General features: G+C 41.3%; 25 protein-coding genes. 7 read left to right on the plus strand and 18 right to left on the minus strand.

Annotated features, from left to right (window positions below):
• Positions 1-48 precede the first annotated feature (48 nt).
• Genes KP77_RS10825 through KP77_RS10840 form a run of 4 tightly spaced genes read left to right on the plus strand, consistent with a single transcriptional unit; the run spans position 49 to position 2,815 of the window.
• Positions 49-1,110, plus strand: coding sequence for a D-alanyl-D-alanine carboxypeptidase family protein (locus tag KP77_RS10825; RefSeq protein ID WP_052474088.1), 1,062 nt, complete (start codon positions 49-51; stop codon positions 1,108-1,110).
• A complete protein-coding gene (locus KP77_RS10830; protein WP_041122740.1) occupies positions 1,104-1,697 on the plus strand; it encodes a nucleoside recognition domain-containing protein in 594 nt (197 codons plus the stop codon). The genes KP77_RS10825 and KP77_RS10830 overlap by 7 nt, the downstream gene beginning before the upstream one ends.
• Positions 1,693-2,232: a spore maturation protein gene (locus KP77_RS10835; protein ID WP_152614724.1), complete on the plus strand. Its 540-nt coding sequence runs from the start codon at positions 1,693-1,695 to the stop codon at positions 2,230-2,232. The genes KP77_RS10830 and KP77_RS10835 overlap by 5 nt, the downstream gene beginning before the upstream one ends.
• A 34-nt stretch (positions 2,233-2,266) precedes the next feature.
• Positions 2,267-2,815: a DUF309 domain-containing protein gene (locus KP77_RS10840; RefSeq protein WP_235420709.1), complete on the plus strand. Its 549-nt coding sequence runs from the start codon at positions 2,267-2,269 to the stop codon at positions 2,813-2,815.
• 10 nt (positions 2,816-2,825) lie between these two features.
• Here KP77_RS10840 and KP77_RS10845 read toward each other — a convergent pair whose 3' ends face one another.
• The 15 genes from KP77_RS10845 to KP77_RS10915 form a co-directional block, all read right to left on the minus strand.
• Positions 2,826-3,185 (minus strand): GNAT family N-acetyltransferase, encoded by a 360-nt coding sequence (locus KP77_RS10845; RefSeq protein WP_041122742.1) that lies wholly within the window; start codon positions 3,183-3,185, stop codon positions 2,826-2,828.
• Between the two features lie 186 nt (positions 3,186-3,371).
• Positions 3,372-4,697, minus strand: a complete 1,326-nt coding sequence (gene lysA, locus KP77_RS10850) for a diaminopimelate decarboxylase (RefSeq protein WP_041122743.1) — start codon at positions 4,695-4,697, stop codon at positions 3,372-3,374.
• 81 nt (positions 4,698-4,778) lie between these two features.
• Positions 4,779-6,233, minus strand: coding sequence for a spore germination protein (locus tag KP77_RS10855; protein WP_041122744.1), 1,455 nt, complete (start codon positions 6,231-6,233; stop codon positions 4,779-4,781).
• A 5-nt stretch (positions 6,234-6,238) separates the two neighbouring features.
• Positions 6,239-6,664, minus strand: coding sequence for a stage V sporulation protein AB (locus tag KP77_RS10860; RefSeq protein WP_041122745.1), 426 nt, complete (start codon positions 6,662-6,664; stop codon positions 6,239-6,241).
• Entirely contained in the window at positions 6,661-7,224 is a 564-nt protein-coding gene (locus tag KP77_RS10865) for a hypothetical protein (RefSeq protein WP_052474092.1), read from the minus strand. Before KP77_RS10865 ends, KP77_RS10860 begins: the two co-directional genes overlap by 4 nt.
• 16 nt (positions 7,225-7,240) lie before the next feature.
• The gene (gene sigF / locus KP77_RS10870; protein WP_152614721.1) at positions 7,241-7,984 is read right to left on the minus strand and encodes an RNA polymerase sporulation sigma factor SigF; all 744 of its coding nucleotides are present in this window, start codon (positions 7,982-7,984) and stop codon (positions 7,241-7,243) included.
• A 10-nt stretch (positions 7,985-7,994) separates the two neighbouring features.
• A complete protein-coding gene (spoIIAB, locus tag KP77_RS10875; RefSeq protein WP_041122748.1) occupies positions 7,995-8,435 on the minus strand; it encodes an anti-sigma F factor in 441 nt (146 codons plus the stop codon).
• A complete protein-coding gene (gene spoIIAA, locus KP77_RS10880; RefSeq protein WP_041122749.1) occupies positions 8,432-8,785 on the minus strand; it encodes an anti-sigma F factor antagonist in 354 nt (117 codons plus the stop codon). The genes spoIIAB and spoIIAA overlap by 4 nt, the downstream gene beginning before the upstream one ends.
• 120 nt (positions 8,786-8,905) lie before the next feature.
• Positions 8,906-10,051 (minus strand): D-alanyl-D-alanine carboxypeptidase family protein, encoded by a 1,146-nt coding sequence (locus tag KP77_RS10885; RefSeq protein WP_407637923.1) that lies wholly within the window; start codon positions 10,049-10,051, stop codon positions 8,906-8,908.
• 90 nt (positions 10,052-10,141) lie between these two features.
• A complete protein-coding gene (locus tag KP77_RS10890) occupies positions 10,142-11,449 on the minus strand; it encodes a pyrimidine-nucleoside phosphorylase (protein WP_041122751.1) in 1,308 nt (435 codons plus the stop codon).
• Between the two features lie 72 nt (positions 11,450-11,521).
• Positions 11,522-12,706, minus strand: a complete 1,185-nt coding sequence (deoB, locus tag KP77_RS10895) for a phosphopentomutase (RefSeq protein WP_041122752.1) — start codon at positions 12,704-12,706, stop codon at positions 11,522-11,524.
• Positions 12,707-12,804: 98 nt separating this feature from the next.
• Entirely contained in the window at positions 12,805-13,686 is an 882-nt protein-coding gene (gene xerD / locus KP77_RS10900) for a site-specific tyrosine recombinase XerD (protein WP_041122753.1), read from the minus strand.
• A 204-nt stretch (positions 13,687-13,890) separates the two neighbouring features.
• A complete protein-coding gene (fur, locus tag KP77_RS10905) occupies positions 13,891-14,328 on the minus strand; it encodes a ferric iron uptake transcriptional regulator (protein ID WP_041122754.1) in 438 nt (145 codons plus the stop codon).
• Between the two features lie 110 nt (positions 14,329-14,438).
• Complete coding sequence (locus KP77_RS10910; RefSeq protein WP_041122755.1) at positions 14,439-15,035, minus strand: stage II sporulation protein M; 597 nt, start codon at positions 15,033-15,035, stop codon at positions 14,439-14,441.
• A gap of 45 nt (positions 15,036-15,080) precedes the next feature.
• Positions 15,081-15,635: an NUDIX hydrolase gene (locus KP77_RS10915; protein ID WP_041122756.1), complete on the minus strand. Its 555-nt coding sequence runs from the start codon at positions 15,633-15,635 to the stop codon at positions 15,081-15,083.
• Between the two features lie 110 nt (positions 15,636-15,745).
• Between KP77_RS10915 and KP77_RS10920 the strand changes: the two genes are divergently transcribed.
• Positions 15,746-16,663, plus strand: a complete 918-nt coding sequence (locus tag KP77_RS10920; protein ID WP_041122757.1) for an aldo/keto reductase — start codon at positions 15,746-15,748, stop codon at positions 16,661-16,663.
• A gap of 24 nt (positions 16,664-16,687) precedes the next feature.
• Here the strand turns inward: KP77_RS10920 and KP77_RS10925 are convergent, their stop codons facing one another.
• The 3 genes from KP77_RS10925 to KP77_RS10935 are packed head-to-tail and all read right to left on the minus strand — an operon-like array spanning position 16,688 to position 18,294.
• Positions 16,688-16,915: a YqkE family protein gene (locus tag KP77_RS10925; RefSeq protein ID WP_041122758.1), complete on the minus strand. Its 228-nt coding sequence runs from the start codon at positions 16,913-16,915 to the stop codon at positions 16,688-16,690.
• Positions 16,916-16,931: 16 nt separating this feature from the next.
• Complete coding sequence (locus KP77_RS10930; protein WP_041122759.1) at positions 16,932-17,594, minus strand: CoA transferase subunit B; 663 nt, start codon at positions 17,592-17,594, stop codon at positions 16,932-16,934.
• Positions 17,587-18,294 carry a CoA transferase subunit A gene (locus KP77_RS10935; RefSeq protein ID WP_041122760.1) on the minus strand — a complete coding sequence of 236 codons (708 nt, stop codon included), beginning with the start codon at positions 18,292-18,294 and terminating at the stop codon, positions 17,587-17,589. Before KP77_RS10935 ends, KP77_RS10930 begins: the two co-directional genes overlap by 8 nt.
• Positions 18,295-18,416: 122 nt before the next feature.
• On the opposite strand from KP77_RS10935, the gene KP77_RS10940 reads away from it, so the two are divergent.
• Both KP77_RS10940 and KP77_RS10945 read left to right on the plus strand, forming a co-directional pair.
• Complete coding sequence (locus tag KP77_RS10940; protein ID WP_041122761.1) at positions 18,417-19,325, plus strand: hydroxymethylglutaryl-CoA lyase; 909 nt, start codon at positions 18,417-18,419, stop codon at positions 19,323-19,325.
• Positions 19,326-19,340: 15 nt separating this feature from the next.
• A complete protein-coding gene (locus KP77_RS10945; RefSeq protein WP_041122762.1) occupies positions 19,341-20,258 on the plus strand; it encodes an alpha/beta hydrolase in 918 nt (305 codons plus the stop codon).
• Positions 20,259-20,282 lie beyond the last annotated feature (24 nt).

The following is a 20,282-nucleotide window of genomic DNA, read 5'->3' on the forward strand; positions in this document are numbered from 1 at the left end:
CTTTTTTAGGTCTAATTTTCAATAGGGTTCATAATGATACAGTAGGAGGTGTACCCGATTAAAAAGATTCTGGCTATATGTATCATTTTCCTGTTAATCTGCCAGCCTGTTCATGCTATAGATGTCTCCGCACAATCATCCATTCTAATCGAAGCAGAAAGTGGAAGAGTAATTTTTCATAAAAATGAACACGAAAAGTTAAAAATTGCAAGCATCACAAAAATTATGACTGCTCATGCGGCACTAAAACACGGCAACATCAATGATCAAGTGAAAATTTCAGCAAAAGCTTCATCTGCAGAAGGTTCGAGTCTTTATTTAAAACAAGGTGATACCATATCGTTAAAAGATCTTCTATACGGACTCCTGCTCAGATCAGGTAATGATGCTGCCGTGGCAATTGCTGAACATATCAGCGGGTCTGTAGAAAAATTTGCTGAACTGATGAATAAAGAAGCAAAAGCGCTTCAAATGACCAATTCTTACTTTACAAATCCACATGGACTGGACACTGATGACAAGCACGTGTCAACTGCTTATGATATGGCTATATTGACAAAAGAAGCGATAAAGAATGATCAGTTCAAAGCCATTTTTTCCTCTGAATCATACAAGCCTTCATCTGATCATTATCAATGGAATAATAAACACCGCCTCCTTACAGGCTTATATCCCTATGCAGACGGCGGTAAGACAGGATTTACAAAAAAAGCAGGCAGAACGCTCGTTACAACCGCTACTAAAAACAATATAACCTATATAGCTGTTACCATTAATGCACCTGATGACTGGAATGACCATATAGCACTTTTTGAAGATGCATTCAGGCGTTATGCTATGTTCGAAGTGATATCAAAAGGTCCTGTTCCTGTATTGCCGGGAACACATGAACATACGGATTACATTTCTAGGGAGGTAAAAAAAGTACCGCTGACAGAAGATGAAACGAAGCAGGTTGTCTACCATATTACGCAGGGACATAATCCTTCACTGAGCGTCTACGTTCAGGATGAAGAGTTAACCAGTGTAAAGCTTTATGCAGATCAAAATAATCCTCCTGCGTTCTATCAGACACTGATTAGAAAAATGAAGGAGTTTTTCACATGGTAAACCTGATATGGATCTTCATGCTGATCTCCGGTATCCTGTTCAGTCTGTTCAACGGCACCGTAGATGAAGTAAATAAAGGGCTTTTGGAATCTGCGGGGCAGGCAGTGGAATTAGTGATCGGGTTTGTTGCTGTTTTTACACTGTGGCTGGGCATGATGGAAATCGCAAAACGAGCGGGCTTATTAGAGTTAGTAACTAAACTCGGCTTTCCTTTTATTCGTAGATTATTCCCCGATCTGCCTAAAAATCATCCTGCTGCCGGATACATTATGACGAATTTATCTGCCAACTTTTTCGGACTGGGTAATGCTGCAACTCCTTTTGGCGTTAAAGCAATGAAAGAGCTGCAATCCATGAATAAAAATGCTGAACAGGCAAGCAGGTCTATGGTTACCTTCCTCTGTATGAACACAGCAGCCGTGACTTTTTTTCCGGCCACTATTGTATCGATGAGACTATCTGAAGGTGCCGCTGATCCGCTTGATATTGTCATTCCTGCATTTATTGCCACAATCCTGTCATGCTCTGCTGCTATTTTTTATGACAGGATCAGCTGGAAAATCGTCTCAGGTGGCAGCCGTGATTGATCTTGTATTCTTTGCAAAGCTGATACTGCCGCTATTTATACTTGTGATATTGTTTTCAGCACTGATCACCAGAACAGATGCGTACAGTGCTTTTGTAAGCGGAGGAAAAGAAGGACTACAAATGGCTGCTGAGCTTTTACCGTTTTTAGTTGGTATGATGGCTGCAATAAGCGTGCTCCGGTCTTCAGGTTTATTGTTATGGATCACGAACCTGCTGTCACCGTTATTTCTGACTTTTCATATCCCCGCAGAACTATTCCCTCTTTTTTTAACCAGGCCTATTTCAGGAACCGCAGCGTTAAGCATCACGGCAGATTTGACTCATACATATGGAACCGAGCATATTATTTCGAGAATGGCTGCTGTGGTACAGGGAAGTACAGATACAACACTGTATATTCTTACCGTATATTTTGGTGCTGTTGGCATTAAAAAGATGGGAAGAGCACTTGCTGTCGGACTGCTTGCAGATGTAACAGGCATGATACTGGCGGTGGTTGTTACTCTCTGGTATTTTCAAAATGTTTGGAGCTGAAAAAACCATGTGCTAAACTTGTCCACAAACGGAGGTGCTTACGATTAAAAAATATCCTGATTCCTATATTCAATTTTTAGTGCACTTCCACGGTGATCGTGACTACTTCGAATGTCATGAAGTGCTTGAAGAATATTGGAAAGAAAACACAGACAGGAACAAGCATTCAATCTGGGTCGGTTTGATACAGCTCTCAGTCGCGTTATATCATCACAGGCGTGGAAACTTCAGTGGTGCATTCAGAATGATCAGACAGTCTAAAGAAAAAATCTTAAGTTTTACAGATGCTGCAGAACACTTATCTATTGATACTGATAGCCTGATACAACTGATAACTGAATTAGAAGGTGCCATCCGCACTCATTCACCTTACCAGAGTGTCATGATTCCACTGACTGATCAGGACCTCGTAGAAACATGCAGGAAAATTTGCAGTGATAGAGGCTATAGCTGGGGCAGCACAAGTGACCTTCAGGATAAATTGCTGATCGATAGACATAAATTACGTGATAGAACTGATATTATTTCAATGAGACAGCATGCGCTGATCTCCAAATCCAGATCATCACACAATAAAAAATGAAACCGCAGCATTATTCAGCTGCGGTTTCATTATCATTACATTTTTGAAAAAATCCTTCTGTGTACGATGTACTACCCAATTCTTTTTCGTTGTACATTTCTTTAAGCGCTGAAACAATACGGTGCCCTACTCCTTCATTACGGTGAGAGGGATTAACTGAGATGTGACGCAAAGTAACACGCTCCTCATCAATCTCAACACCTGCAAGACCGATAATATCCTCTTCCTTCCAGAGATATAACTGAAAATTCGGTTCTTCCTCATACTGCTTCATTGACTGCTGCAGTTGTTTGATCTCTTTTTCAGTTGGCATAAAAGACATCAGGCCCATTGCAATTTTCTCAAAGGATTTTTTATAACGAATTAACATAAAGTACTCCTCACCAAGTTGTAATCATATCCGGTTAAATCCATTTAGTACTTATACCGTTACATATCATACTAGATGCAGCAGAACTTTTCAATTTTTGCCTTCAGACGATGAAAGCCCAGTAGATAATTCCCCAGATAACAGCCATAATCAACAGGACAATAAAAGTTATGATGTTTTGCTTTTTCATTTCTGACCTCCATGCTGCACTTTTAATGGCAGGTCATGTCTGATCAGGTCTTCATAATTTTCGCGCTCAATGACAAGTTCCGCTTCACCATTTTCAACAAACACTACAGCCGGACGCGGAATACGGTTATAGTTATTAGCCATTGCGTAGCCATAAGCACCGGTGCAGAATACTGCAAGTACATCTCCTGATGAATGCATAGTGATCGGCAGGTCCCAAATCAGCATATCTCCCGACTCACAGCATTTACCCGCAATCGATACAACAGATTCCGGCTTAGCTTCAGGACGGTTTGCAATGACAGCTTCGTATCTGGCATTATAAAGGGCCGGCCGGATGTTATCACTCATACCTCCATCAACCGCCAGGTAATTCCTGACTTCAGGCACATGTTTTGATGACCCTACTGTGTATAACGTTGTGCCTGCGTCCCCTGTAAGCGAGCGTCCCGGTTCAATCCAGATCTCAGGCATTGTGAGCTGATACTCATCCATAAGCGATTTTACTCTGGTAATAATATCTTCTACATATTTACCAGGAGCAAGCGGCTCATCATCTTTCGTATAGCGTATGCCAAAGCCTCCGCCTAAGTTCAGGACTTCTGCTGAAAAATTATACTTCTGCTTCCATACTGACATTTTTTCAATCATTTTTTCAGCGGCCATGATAAAACCGGTCGTTTCAAAAATCTGAGACCCGATATGACAGTGGAGTCCGAGTACGTGCAGCTGCTGAAGATCGAGTGTTTTAACAAGCGCTTCTTCCGCCTGGCCATTTTGCAGGTCAAACCCAAATTTCGAATCTTCCTGACCCGTTAAAATATAGTCATGTGTATGCGCTTCAATTCCAGGTGTCACTCTCAGTAAAATAGATGCAGTCTTACCTTTTTCCTTACAGATACCTGACAAAAGGTTAATTTCATGAAAATTATCCACAACAAAGCAGCCGATATCAGCGTCTAAAGCCATAGCAATTTCTTCAGCGCTTTTATTGTTTCCATGGAAATGAATTTTTTCAGGATTAAAGCCTGCTTTTAAAGCTGTATACAATTCTCCTCCTGACACCACGTCGAGGCTGAGCCCTTCCTGGTCAATCAGCTGGATCATAGCAATTGAAGAAAATGCTTTGCTCGCGTATGCAACCTGGGAGGTAACACCTAATTGATCAAAAGTCTGTTTGAAACCCCGCGCGCGCTCACGGATTAACTGTGTATCATACACATAAAGCGGAGTTCCAAATTCCTTTGCAAGTTCGATTGTATCTACTCCACCGATTGTTAAATGCCCTTTATCATTTACAGATGATGTGCCATAAAAATGCATATTTTAATCCCTTCTTTACTGCGAAATATCATATATAGATAGTAAGTACATTACCACAGTAAAGTAAATTCATGCAATCCATCAATTTTTCCTCTTCTGTCTGATCCGGTCTTCAGATTTGACGATCATCGGCCTTAAAAACGAGCTGGTTACAGGTACACGCGTAATAACCTGCCAGAGTGCAATAGGTCTGAATGGGATCAGCGGCCATAAATATGGTACCGAAAAAACTTTAATTTTTGCGAGGTAGATGATGATAAGTGTCAGCCCAATCACAAGTCCGCTCGCATGAAAAAATGCAGTCATTAAAAGTAGAAAAATCCGTGCAAATTTATTAGCGATACTCAGTTCATAACTTGGAGTAACAAAAGTACCAATCGCAGCGACAGATACATAAAGAATGACTTCAGGCACAAATAAGCCAACATCGATTGCAATCTGTCCAATCAATACGGCTGCAATCAGCCCCATTGCAGTTGATAGTGGAGTTGGGGTGTGTATTGCGGCCATTCTTAAAAACTCTATTCCTATGTCAGCCAGTAACAGCTGCATAATCAATGGAATGGCGGAGTCTTCTTTCGTGCCGATAAAAGATAATTCAATCGGCTTCATAAACGGGTCAATAGCCAGTAAATACCATAATGGCAGCAGAATCACTGAAGCAATAATTCCACTGAACCGGATAAACCTTAGCATCGTGCCGGCTGCAGGAGACTGTCTGAATTCCTCAGCATGCTGAACATGATGAAAATAGGTTGCAGGTGCAATCATCACACTCGGTGACGTATCTATATAGATACAGATATGACCTTCAAGTAAATGCTCTGCTGCGATATCCGCTCTTTCCGTAAATCTGACAAGCGGGTATGGATTAAACCCCTGTTTGACAATGTATTCCTCGAGTGACTTATCAGTCATAATCAATCCATCAGTATTGATCTCTGAAATTTCTTTTTTGATAATACCTATGAGCTCTTCATTTGCGATTCCTTCAATATAACCGATTGCAACATCCATTTTTGATCTTTCTCCAATTTCAAGCATCTCAAACCTGATACCCTTATCCCGGATCCTTCTGCGTGTAAGTGCAGTATTCACGATAATATTTTCGACAAAACCGTCTCTCGATCCTCTAACTACTTTTTCATTATCCGGCTCTTCCGGCTGACGGCCGGGGTAGCTTCTGACATCTACTAAAAAACATTCCTGATCCCCATCAATCTTAAGTGCAATTAGTCCTGAAAAAACCTGTCTGATTAACTCATCTTCTGAATCTGTCATTTCAACTGAATGATGAATAATCCTCTGATTGACTACTTCTCTGAACATGTCACTGTCATCATAGTCATGCAATGCACTTAATTCATCTAGTATTTTCATGATGAATCTCGTTTCACACAGACCATTTACAGCATATATATTTATCTGCTCAGAGCCAAATTCAATTTTTCTGACGATAAAGTCAAAACTTTTGCCGAGTCCAGCCTCTTTTAACCTGCTGTCCAATTCCCGATTTTTTTTAGGAAGCTTTCTCATTCATTTCAACCCTTCCATACCGGTAAAAAGATCAGCCAGTAAAAAAGTGAACCGGCTACTTTTCCCGCAATAATTGCTGTAATAATAATCTCGAGACTGCCTGCAATTTTCAGACGTCTTGTAATAAGCGGAATCACATTCAACACCTCTGTTAGTGCTGCTGCCATCATCCCGATAAACAGTCCGGAAAACAGACCGGCTGCCGGAACCAGAAATGGTATATCAACAGATACAGGGCTGATCAGCACACCTGTCCCACATAGAGCTCCTGCAATCAGCGCCCATTCTATGATCCGTATCTGAGATTTTTGAGATGTTAATAATATGACTCTCGGTAATACACCAAGTACTGAGATAAATGCAACAAACCCGCCACCTACAGCAAATCCGCCAGATATCCCTGTAAATGCTGCAAGCAGATTTGCAATCATTCGTGATCCCGCCGGTCAGCAGATTTCACATAATCTTCAACCGACTTTTCATATTTGTAAATTTCAATATCGAGCGGGCTCGGTTCATCATTAAACTGCTTTTTAATGATCCGGTTAAAAAACAGCAGCATACCTGCCCCTATTCCGATAGAATACGGAATCTGAAACCAGAAAGGATGAGGATCACCCAGCATACCCACAATGACCTTCTGCGTTTCTGCCATGCTTACATCCTCATGAAAATACATAATGGTTAATGCCGAACCTGTAAACAGCAGCAGACAGACTGCCATTAAAAGAGCGACAGAAGAGCGCGATGCTTCCATTTTCTCTACAATTGTAAGGGCACTGCCTGTAATGACAATGTTTTGATGCTGGTACTTCCTTACGAGGTCTGTTCTGCTGATCACTGAGTACCTTCCATCAATATCCTTCAGTACAATGTCATGCATTAAGAGCCGCTTAAGGTGTTCTTCTGCAAAGATTTCAGCAATATCATTCAATGTAACAGGCCCTTCTGTGACCATTGCTTTTGATTTCATTTCGATATAAGCATCCACGCTCTTCACCCCCTTCTTAAGCTCTCTGTTCTTCTTCAAGCCAATCTTTAATTGAGGATAGTACCTTTTTTTCAATACGTGAAACCTGCACCTGTGAAATTCCTAACTCCTTTGCCACTTCTGACTGGGTCCAGTCTTTAAAATACCGGAAGAATATAATCATCCTGTCTCTATGATCAAGTGTCATCAACGCTTCTTTTAATGCGATCTGGTTAAACCACTGATCGTCCCCGCCTGCAAGCTGATCTAAAAGTGTAATTGGATCCCCTTCACTCTCATATACAGTTTCATGAATGGAAGAGGGTGCTTTAGACGCTTCCTGGGCAAGTACAATATCATCAATCGGTACATCCAGATAATCCGAAATTTCTGAGAGTGTTGGCACTTTATTCAATGTGGCAGACAAATGTTCACGTGCTCTTCTGACTTTGTACCCGAGCTCTTTTATGGACCTGCTTACTTTTACAGTTCCGTCATCTCTTAAAAAACGCTGAATTTCACCGATGATCATGGGAACAGCGTAAGTCGAAAATTTCACATCATAGGAAAGGTCAAACTTATCAACTGCTTTTAACAATCCAATTGAACCAATTTGAAATAAATCGTCCAATTCATATCCACGGTGTTGAAAGCGCTGAACAACCGACCAGACGAGCCTGACGTTTTTCTCAACCATTTTGTCCCTGGCCTGCTGATTGCCATCCTGACTTTGTCTGATCCACTCACGAATTTCTTCCTGATTAATAGAATTTGCATTCATACAAAGTGTCCTACAGACAATTGGCATTCACAGCGGAAAGCTGCTTCACCATTTTGACTGTTGTCCCCTGATTAGATGCAGATCTGACTTCGACTTGATCCATAAAATGCTCCATAATCGTAAAGCCCATTCCGGACCTTTCCATATCAGGTCTTGAAGTATACAGCGGCTCCATTGCCTGCTCCACTTCTTCCATTCCCTTGCCTTCATCAATGATCTCTATCGTCAATAGTCTGTTCTCGATTCGCAGCTTCATCGTTATTTCATGGTAATCTTCTTCGTTATAACCATGGATGACTGCATTTGTAACAGCTTCCGAGACAACTGTTTTAATGTCACTCAGTTCACCAACTGTCGGATCGTATGGCGCGATAAATGAAGCAGCAATCATCCTTGCAAGCCCTTCATTTTCACTGATGGAAGTAAAATGACATGTCAGACTGTTTTTCATTGGACTGCCTCCAATCTTGAAAAAGCCCGTTCTTCTGACAGTTCAACGATGAGAATTTTATACATACCTGACATTTCAAATAATCTCTTCACTGCAGGTGTTGCTGCGCATAACACCATATTGCCCCCGATTTTCTGCAGATGCTTATATCTCCCAAGAATTAAGCCGAGTCCGGAGCTATCCATAAATTCAAGGTTGGCAAGATTTAAAATCATATGTCTGATCGACTCTTTTTCCATCAATTCAATCAGTTCTTTTCGAATAGGACCTACTTCATGATGATCAAGCTCACCGCTCATTCTAAGTAAAAGAACGTTACCTTTGACTTCAGCTTCTACGTTGCACGCCATACCTATTCCTCCTTTTTCAGCTGTCAGACTGTAATCTCAGCTGTAATCCGGAGTATTCACGATTAACGTTACGAAATCCTGCCTCATGACAATAGTAGAAAAAACTAGTTATTTTTCGACTTATTCCGCAAATAATACGCGTTTCCACGAACGTCTGAACAGATCCATCCATTCAGCTTTTTTAATATGTTTGGAGGAAATAAGAAGTTCTTTTGAAATTTCTTTACCGTTTTTCTGCAGGGAGACGTATCCAACCTCCTGGCCTTTGCTGATAGGCGCATCAAGTTTTTTATAAACAGTAAGTTTTCTCGTATATTGAGCTTTTTCATTTTTCTTTTCAATTATTTTCAGGGAGTCCTTTAACTCAGCATGTATTTTTTCAGCTGATCCTTTATTAATTGCTGCTTCTGCAAGTACATCACCTTTTTGACTAAAAGTCTTTGTCACATAGTTTTTAAAGCCGTAATTTAATATTTCTGAAGACACCTGATTCCTTTCTTTTGAGCTTGGTGCACCGAACACTACACTGATCAGTCGCATGTCTCCTCTTTTGGCTGTGGCGGTGAGACAGTATTTAGCTTCATTTGTAAAACCAGTTTTTAACCCATCTGCCCCCGGATAAGATCTGATCAGTTTATTCGTATTTACAAGCCAGAATGGATCTTCATCCTGTCTGAGGTAATCATCATAAGTACCAGTAAATTCGGTAATCTCCTCATACGTCAGCAGTTCCATTGCAAGTCTCGCCATATCCATCGCTGAACTGACATGACCTTCTTCGGAAAGCCCTGTTACATTTTTAAAATGAGTGTTCTTCAATCCAAGCTCTTCAGCTTTTTGATTCATTCTGCTGACAAATGTTTCTTCATTTCCTGCAATATGCTCTGCGAGTGCAACTGAGGCATCATTCGCTGAAGCAATGGAGATTGCTTTGATGAGTTCACGGACGGTCATGGTCTCTCCCTCTTTTAAATAGATCTGGGAACCTCCCATACCAGCTGCTGTGCTGCTTGTAGTAACCTCATCATCCCATTTCAGATTGCCACTGTTCACTTCTTCCATGATTAGAAGGAGTGTCGCAATTTTGGTCATAGATGCCGGTGGAAGCTTTTCACTGCTATTCTGGTCATAGATTACCATTCCGGAATCTGCATCGATCAGAATTCCTGATTTAATATTGTCGAAAGCGGGTTCTGCTGCACTGGACTGTGAATGCAGACAAATAAATAATGTCAGGCAAAAGAGAAATATATATTTCTTCAACACATACACGCCCTTTAACGGTTTTTATTATGATTTGTGGTTTTTGATTTTTTATACATAAAAAGCCGCAGCGTTGAGCTGCGGCTTCGATCTTTATTGTCCTGTTACCTGATCTACGATTAAGGCTGGTGCATGACCCTCTGATGAAACTTCAATACTTTCATAAAGCTTTGCTTTCACCTTTTCTACTTCTGATAAGTCATTTGCATAAATCGTGACAAGTGATTCTCCTTCTTTCACTTCATCTCCGACTTTCTTTTTAAGCATCAGCCCAACTGCAAGGTCGATCTCGCTTTCCTTCGTTGCTCTTCCTGCTCCAAGCCACATGGCTGCTGTCCCAACATTGTCGGCGATAATGCGGCTGACTTTACCGCTGCTCTTAGCAGGCAGTTCAATTTTATGTTCTGCCTGTGGCAGCTTAGCCGGGTCGTCCACTACAGAAGCGTCGCCTCCCTGTCCTTTAAGGAATGCTTTGAAACGGTTAAGTGCTTCGCCGCTGTCAATCGCATCTTCAAGCATTTTTCTAGCTTCTTCGTGCGTTTTGGCTTTTTCAGATAATACGACCATATGACTGCCAAGAACAAGACAAAGTTCTGTCAGATCTTCCGGCCCTTCACCTTTTAACGTATCAATTGCTTCTTTTACTTCTAACGCATTACCAATTGCAAATCCAAGCGGCTGACTCATATCCGAAATAACAGCCATTGTCTGACGGCCAACGTTATTACCGATTTTAACCATCGCTTCAGCAAGTTCGCGTGCCTGCGCTTCATCCTTCATAAATGCACCTGCACCTGTTTTCACATCAAGTACGATCGCATCTGCACCGGCAGCGATTTTTTTACTCATGATCGAAGAAGCAATCAGCGGAATGCTGTTTACTGTTGCTGTCACGTCACGCAGGGCATACAATTTTTTATCTGCAGGCGTTAAGTTGCCACTTTGCCCGATAACTGCAAGTTTTTCTTCATTCACAAGACGTGTGAATTCATCACTCGACAGCTCCACGTGGAAGCCAGGAACTGCTTCAAGTTTATCAATTGTACCGCCTGTATGGCCAAGGCCGCGTCCACTCATTTTTGCCACCGGAACACCAACTGCTGCAACAAGCGGCCCAAGAATCAGCGTTGTTGTATCACCAACACCGCCTGTTGAATGCTTATCGACTTTGATTCCCTCAATTGCAGATAAATCGATCTGGTCTCCCGATTCAACCATTGCCATTGTCAAATCTGCACGTTCTGACTGAGACATACCTTCAAAATATATAGCCATTAATAAAGCGCTTACCTGGTAGTCGGGAATTGTTTCATTTGTATAGCCTTCGATGACGAAGTTTATCTCTTCAGTTGACAGTTCCTGACCATTTCTTTTCTTTTCAATAATATCTACCATTCTCATGTTAAGATGCCTCTTTTCAGGTTTATTCATTTCATTCAGAGCGGTATAAAATCCGCTCTGAACAGTTTAATATTATTTTGTTAAATCAGTTAAAAAACTCTTACCAAATGCCGGAGCTTTTACGTTAAAGTTTTCAGCAATGGTTGCACCAATATCAGCAAACGTTTCCCGTAACGGAATTTCCCCTCCAGTTAATGACGGTGAGTATACCAGAAGCGGTACGTATTCACGGGTATGGTCTGTACCGTGGTGAACAGGATCGTTACCATGGTCAGCTGTGATAATTAACAGGTCATCCCCTGTCATTTTTTCGAATACTTCTGTCAGACGCTTATCATATTCTTCTAATGCTTGCCCGTACCCTTTAGGATCGCGTCTATGACCGAATAGTGCATCGAAATCAACAAGATTCAAAAAGCTGAGTCCGGTAAAATTTTTGTCAAAAGTCTGAATCAGTTTATCCATTCCGTCCATATTATCCGCAGTGCGCAGTGATTCAGTCACACCTTCACCATTATAGATGTCAGAAATTTTACCAATCGCAATGACATCAAGGTTTTCATCTTTCAATTCATTCATCACGGTACGGTCAAAAGGCTTTAATGCATAGTCATGACGATTTTTAGTCCGTTTAAAAGAACCCGGTTCCCCGATAAACGGTCTTGCAATAATACGTCCGACTAAATACTTTTCATCGAGCGTGAGCTCTCTTGCAATTTCACAGATTTTATATTGCTCTTCAATCGGAATGATATCTTCATGGGCAGCAATCTGAAGAACCGGATCTGCTGATGTATAAACAATGAGCGCGCCAGTTTTCATATGTTCTTCACCCAGCTCATCAAGAATTGCAGTGCCGCTTGCCGGCTTATTTCCGATTACTTTACGCCCTGTCTTTTCCTCAAGAGCCTGGATAAGTTCAGATGGAAAACCATCCGGATACACTTTAAAAGGTGTATCAATGTTAAGACCCATGATCTCCCAGTGACCGGTCATTGTATCTTTACCTACAGAAGCTTCCTGCATTTTTGTATATTTCGCAAGAGGTTCTGCCTGCGGCTCGATCCCTTTAATGTTTTCTATATTTGAAAGGCCCAGCTTTCCCATATTCGGCATATTCAGTCCATTCATATGCTCTGCAATATGGCCAAGGGTGTGTGCGCCTTTATCATTAAATGCCTCAGCATCCGGAGCCTCTCCAATTCCAACTGAATCCATTACAATCAGATGAATACGCTTAAATCGATTATCACTCATAATTGTTTCCTCCTTTAATCACTGCTTATATTGTACCTATTTTTAATCCAATGTGACAAGAGATACGTCTGAAGTCTGACAACTAATTGTACCGAGAATCAGGCTCTCGGATGAAACTGTGAATATACTTCCCTGATTCTTTTTGTAGATACGTGCGTATAGATTTGCGTGGTTGAGATGTCTGCATGTCCGAGCATCTCCTGCACAGCTCTCAAATCTGCTCCATTTTCGAGCAGATGTGTGGCAAATGAATGTCTGAGGGTGTGCGGTGTCAGTTTTTTTTCAATACCTGCTCTACCGGTAAGCGCTTTTAATATTTTCCAGAAACCCTGTCTGCTCAGTCTTCTTCCATGATGATTCAGAAATAGTGCCTGTTCACCCGGTTTACGGGTTTTTTGCTGCCGGATATAACTTTGAATCACACCTGTTGCTGTCTGCCCGATTGGTATAATCCTTTCTTTATTTCCCTTCCCTCTGCATTTGATAAACCCCATATCAATATTAATATCATCCATATTTAAATCAATTAATTCGCTGACACGCATTCCAGTCCCGTACAATACTTCAAGCATGGCTTTATCTCTTAATCCATTTTTCTTTGTCAGGTCAGGACTCTCGAGCAGTGCCTCTACCTCTTCTATTGATAAAACCTTCGGGAGAGTTTTTTCTGCTTTTGGGGTATTCAGATGTTCAGTAGGGTCTTGTGTGCTTAATCTGTTTCTCATCAGATAATGATGAAATGATCTGATGGATGATGTATGTCTAGCGATCGTTTTAGATGACTTACCCTGCTGCTTCAAATGCTGAAAAAACTGTAGCACGTGAAGTCTCTGGACGTCATTGATTTCGCTGATCTGTTCAACTTTCATCAAATATTCAATATAACTTTTAAGGTCCCGTTCATACGACTGAATCGTATTTTTTGAGAGACCTTTTTCAATGATCATATATTGTATAAAATCCTGCAGATGCTCTTTCATTCCCTCACCCCGTTTCATTTTTATTTAAGCGCTGTTAGAGTTGGCTGTTGATTTCAGCTGCAATCACCAGCTGTGCTGAAACAATATTGGTCTTTAACATAGCTATATTTTAAAGATAATTACAATCAATGTCACCTAGTGAGTTATAGACAGTCCGCAACACTGCGAAAAAAATAAAACCATGCGCATGTGCATGGTTTTGGCTTAATCCTGACATCTATGGCATATCCCATGAAATGTCAGTCTGTGATCCTTTATTTTAAAGTTCCAGTCCCGCTCAACAATTTCTTCAACATCTTCGAGCAGATCATCCTGTATTTCATCTACAGCTCCACATTCCAGACAGATTAAATGGTGATGGAAATGTGCAGCACCTTCTTTTCTTAAGTCATATCTAGAAACGCCGTCCCCGAAATTTATTTTATCGACAACTTTCAGTTCAGATAAAAGTTCAAGCGTGCGATACACAGTTGCAAGGCCTATTTCAGGCGCTTTTTCTTTTACTAGTAAGTAAACATCCTCTGCACTGAGGTGATCAGCTTCGTTTTCAAGTAGCACCCTGACTGTTGCTTCACGCTGAGGGGTTAATTTGTAGCTTGCTGAATGAAGCTGTTTTTTGATTCTCTCAATCCTGTTTTCCACACTGACCCCTCCCTCATTATGTCATCAACATTATAACAAACGTATTCTCATTTGCAAACAATAATCATTATTAATTAGAAGAAAAGGATATTACTATTTAATAATTATTATTATGTGATAAAAAATTCAATTAAAAGACCGGGTATATAAAACTCTACGATACCAGCCAGCACTACTCCAACAGCTGCGGTCCCCAAAAGAAGGGTATAGGAATTTTTCAACTGACGGACAGTATAGATCAGCGGCTGTCTGGCTCCGATACCTTTCCATATCTGGCCTGCAAGCTTTAGTGATTCAGCTGCCATCACAATATACAGGACGATAATCAGCAGGTTATGGGGAAGCAGGATGATAACGGCTTCCAGCACGCCTGACAGGCCCTGTTCGTATATCATCATACCTGCTGCAAATCCGAAAAGACAACCCTTCATATATACTATAAACCAGGCAACAGGAAGACCGGCAAGAGTAAAACCGGATGTCCATATAAACAGGAGAAAGAGCATATCTACAATCAGGGCACTGAATACTTTATCATTCATAAATGTATCAGGATGAAATGAAGGCATAATATCCAGTGGACCATAAATATTAACCAGCAGAGCACCCGCTGCGGTCCCGCCAAAAAGTATGATGGTGATAAAAGTATAGTATGCAATGTGATGTGATAAATAGTTCAATATAACAGTACTTAGATTCGGCTTCAAGTGCATTCCCTCCCTGCACAGAAATCTTATGCAGGCAGATCTATACTATGTATGTTTTCTCAACTGCTTAAGTCTGAGGTACTGCACAGCATAGGCCGTTTTTGCATCATAGATTCTCTGGTTCAATACCATTTCTTCTGCTTCCTCAAGTGTAACTTCCATCAGTTCTACAAATTCATCTTCGTCTGTATCATGAGCATCCTCAATTTTATATAAATCCTCTGCAAGATAGACATGTACCAGCTCATCAGCAAAGCCTGGAGACGTGTAAAATGAAATTAAATGGCTCAGACTTTGACAGCCGTAACCAGTCTCTTCTTCAAGTTCTCTCTCAGCGGTCACTTCAGGCAGTTCTCCAGGTTCAAGTTTCCCGGCAGGAATTTCTACGATTGAACGCTCTAGTGCTTTTCTGTATTGTTCAACCATAACCAATTTGTTGTCTTCAGTTTTTGCGATCACACAAACAGCACCGGGGTGTTTAATGATTTCCCGTTTCGACGTTTTGCCATTTGGAAGCTCTACTTCCTCAACCTGCAGACTGATAATTTTCCCGGTAAACAGTACATCCTTATTCAATGTTTTTTCTTCAAACTTTTTCACTTTCATCACTCCTTCTTTCATATTGTATCAATGTTCTTTCTTATTTGCTCAAGCATAGTTTGAACACGGGTGAATTAGAGAATATGATTGATATAGAGAGGAGAATGATGATGGAAAAAAGACGGATTGGCTCTTCACCGTTAGAGAGCTCGTTACTGGGTCTCGGGTGTATGTCACTCGGAACAGAGTATAACGAAGCAGAAAAAATTATTAAAACCGCTTACGAAAACGGTATTAACTATTTTGATACCGCCGACTTATATGACTATGGAACAAATGAAGAAATTGTTGGCAGAGCTTTAAAGCCATTCAGAAGTGACGTTCTGATTGCAACTAAGGTTGGAAATCGTGCAAAAGATGATAAAAGCGGCTGGTACTGGGACGCATCAAAGTTCTACATAAAAGAACAGGTGAAAAATAGTCTTAAGCGGCTGCAAACAGATTACATTGACCTATATCAGCTGCATGGCGGTACACTGGATGACCCGATTGATGAAACGATCGAAGCATTCGATGAATTGAAACAGGAAGGATTAATCAGAGCTTATGGTTTTTCTTCAATCCGCCCGAATGTAATTAGGGAATATGCACCAAGATCTTCTGCTTCATCAAATATGATGCAATACAGTCTGCTTGACCGCAGGCCTGAAGAACAGGCTTTTCCCTTACTGAAAGAAAATAACGTTTCGGTTATTTCAAGAGGTCCGCTTGCTAAAGGGCTACTGTCTGCAAAGTCCAATGAAAAACTCGCTGGACACGGTGAAAATGGATACGTTCATTACAGCCATCAGGAACTGAAGGAAGTGCTAGCAAACATTACCGGTCACTTTCATACCCGTTCATTGACAGAACTGGCACTTTTATTTAACGCATCAAACCCTGAAGTATCTACAATTATTGCCGGAGCGAGCTCCCCTGAACAGGTACAGGAGAATATTCATGCGATTAATCAGAAACCTCTTAGCCGCGAGGAAATTGAATTGCTGAAATCACTTACAAATAACAGGGGTTATACTGAACACAGGTAACAAAAAATGAGGTGCAGCCGCACCTCATTTTTTGTAGTTCGTCCAATCAAGGTCACTTTCATTAAGCAGTTCTTCAAAGGATTTATTTTTTTCGCGCAATCTTTTTTCTTCAGCTTTTCTTGCAAGCTCTGCTTTTCTTTTATCCTCTTCTGCAGCTGCTGTCTGTTGTTTTAACATTTTGAGCTTTTCAAGCGTTTGCTCATTTAATGCATCCTTCAGTACTGCATCTTTTTCATTTTTCCCTTTTTTCATATGTGTCACCCCGCATTTAGAAAGCTTCCATTCTAATGTTTTCAGAGATACGAAGGTCCGGCCCGGTGCTTGAAGTAATATCATCCACTGTATACCCGCGGGCAACTTCCGATAACTCCAGCCCTGCTGGCGTAACGTCTATGACTGCCCGTTCGGTGATGATCCGGCTGACAACCTTTTTGCCGGTTAATGGAAGTGAACACTCCCTGAGGATTTTAGGACTGCCATCTTTACTGACATGTTCCATAATAATGATTGTTTTTCTTGCACCATGCACGAGATCCATCGCTCCTCCCATGCCTTTGATCATTTTACCCGGTATCATCCAGTTTGCCAAATCCCCTTGTTCAGATACTTCCATACCCCCAAGAATCGCCACATCCACATGTCCCCCTCTGATCATACTGAAAGACTCAGCACTATCAAAAAAAGCAGCTCCTTTTATGGCAGTGACAGTTTCTTTACCGGCATTGATCAGGTCCGCATCCAGCTCATTTTCTTCAGGGTATCTGCCAATCCCGAGCAAACCGTTCTCTGACTGCAGGATCACTTCTTTCCCTTCTGAAATATGATTGGCAACTAACGTCGGCATGCCGATTCCCAAATTCACATAGTCTCCATTATTAATTTCTTTTTCAGCCCTTTTGGCTATGGTTTCCCTTATTTTTTTCTTATCCATTTGATTGACCTCCGGCAGAAACAGTTTTTCTTTCAATTCTTTTTTCCTGGTCCGCCTGCAAAAGCCCCTGAACATATATACTCGGCGTATGAATATGATCAGGATCAAGCGCACCGGTTTCGACGAGTTCTTCCACCTCAGCGAGTGTTACTTTTCCTGCAGCAGCGATCATAGGATTAAAGTTGCGTGCAGTTTTCCTATATACAAGGTTTCCCATGTGATCGCCACGCCACGCTCTTACAATACTGAGGTCAGCTTTTAATGCATGCTCCATCACATATTCCTTACCTTCAAATGTTCTGACTTCCTTCCCTTCAGCAATTTGAGTCCCTACTCCCGCTGGTGTAAAAAATGCAGGTACCCCTGCTCCCCCGGCTCTGATTCTCTCTGCAAGCGTTCCCTGTGGTACAAGCTCAACTTCAAGTTCTCCTGAGAGAACCTGTCTTTCAAATTCTTTATTTTCACCTACATATGATCCGATCATTTTATTAATCTGGTGATTCTGCAGTAAAAGTCCGAGTCCCCAGTCATCCACCCCGCAGTTATTTGATATGACTGTCAGGTTTTTTACTCCGCTGTCTCTGATCGCCAGAATCAGCTTCTCCGGGATCCCGCAAAGTCCGAATCCCCCGGCCATCAATGTATCCCCGTCTTTTAAAACAGCAACAGCTTCAGCTGCTGACTGATAAATTTTCTTCATTATCCATGCCCCTTTCAGACCTTTTCGGCTACTCTATTGTACCACTTCTATGAAAGCGCTTTAATTCCTTCTTTTTCACCTTCTTTTTTTCTGATAAAGTTGAATTATGCTATTTAAAGGAGATGGGTCGTGTGGAATTGCCACGTTATGCTGAAGTAATTGAAGTTGGTCCAAGAGATGGACTGCAAAATGAAGGAAATTTTGTTCCTACAGAAAAGAAAACAGCGTTTATAAATGCATTATGGAGAGCAGGATTCAAGGAAATAGAAGTCACTTCTTTTGTATCTCCAAAATGGGTGCCTCAAATGAGTGATGCAGCTGAGGTGATGAAAGAAGTTGGCGGACATTCAGGAACAATGGTTCTTACACCTAATAAAAGAGGCATCGATACTGCACTGGCAGCAGGTGCTAAAGCTGTTGCCATTTTTATCGGTGTCAGTAGAACTTTTAATCAGAAAAATATAAACAAAACTACTGAAGAAGCAGTTGAAGGTCTGCTTCCACATATAAAAGAATTAAAAGATAGCGGAATCTATATCAGAGCCTGTATTTCCACAGCATTTCACTGTCCATATGAGGGGGCAATTAAACCGGCAGAAACGCTAGAATTATGTAAAAAGCTTGCTGATGCAGGTGTGAACGAATTAAGTGTAGCTGATACAATTGGTAAAGCTACGCCAAAAGAATCTTATGCATTATTCAGTATGCTGATAAAAGAATTGCCTGACGTCCTGATGGCCGCACATTTTCACGATACCCGTAAAATGGCGCTTGCGAATATTTATGCTGCACTGTGTGCCGGTGTCACCAGATTCGATGCCTCAGCCGGAGGTCTCGGAGGCTGCCCGTTTGCGCCTGGTGCAAGCGGAAACGCCGCCACTGAAGATGTCGTGTATATGCTGGAGCGCATGGGTATTGAAACCGGTATAGATCTTGACCAACTTGTGCAGGCAATCAGTATAGTAGAGCCTCATGTATCCCGTGAGCTTTCGAGCTGGTATTATCAGTCTTATAAAAAGAAGGAAAAATAGAAAGCAGGGATTGGATTGAGAAAAAGAAACGTTGCTGCCTTTACAGCAATTACCGGAATCAGCGCGCTTGGCGTGCTGCTTTCTAACAAAATTATGTTTATGAAGCTGAAGGACCCGTCTGAAATCGAAGAACGTGAAAAGGCAGCTGGATATTTCGATCCTGACATGTACAGACAGCTGCCCAAAAAAGAATTCAGTATCCCTTCTCCGACCGGTTATGCTATTCATACAGTCATTATAAAGAAATATCCACAGGCCCCATTTATCGTTTTTTGTCATGGGGTCACTGAAACAAAGATTAATTCGATGAAATACGTAAATTTGTTTCTTGAGAAGGGATTTAATGCGGTTATATATGATCATAGACGCCATGGTGACTCAGGGGGCAGAAGTACGAGTTATGGCCATTTCGAAAAAACAGATTTAAAAGCAGTCATTGATCATTTGATTACCGAAGAAGGTGAACAGACGGTATTTGGTATTCACGGAGAATCAATGGGCGCTGTCACGATGCTTTTGTATGCCGGGAGTGTTGAAGACCGCGGGGCCTTTTATATAGCGGACTGTCCTTTTTCAGACCTGACTGAACAGTTAAGCTTTTTGATGACTAAATCCTCGCGTTCTTCGTATATTATCAAAACGGCTCTAAACCTCGTGGGAACATTTATCTTGATTAGGGACAGATACAGGATCAGGGGGGTATCACCTAAAGCAGCTGTTAAAAACATACAGAAACCTGTTCTTTTTATTCATAGTAAGCATGACAGCTTCATACCTTCACACATGACAGAAACGCTTTATGACTTAAAAGAAGGTCCAAAATCAATCTTTATACCTGAGGAAGGCGGGCATGCACAATCCTATACTGCTAACCCTGACGCATACAGCAAGCAAATCGACGAATTCTTAAATGAATATTTTTATTCTAAGTAGCAAAAAAGCGCCTTTACTCAGGCG

Origin of the sequence: Jeotgalibacillus alimentarius, from assembly GCF_000829445.1 — a bacterium.
In the GTDB taxonomy this organism is placed as follows: Bacteria; Bacillota; Bacilli; order Bacillales; family Jeotgalibacillaceae; genus Jeotgalibacillus; species Jeotgalibacillus alimentarius.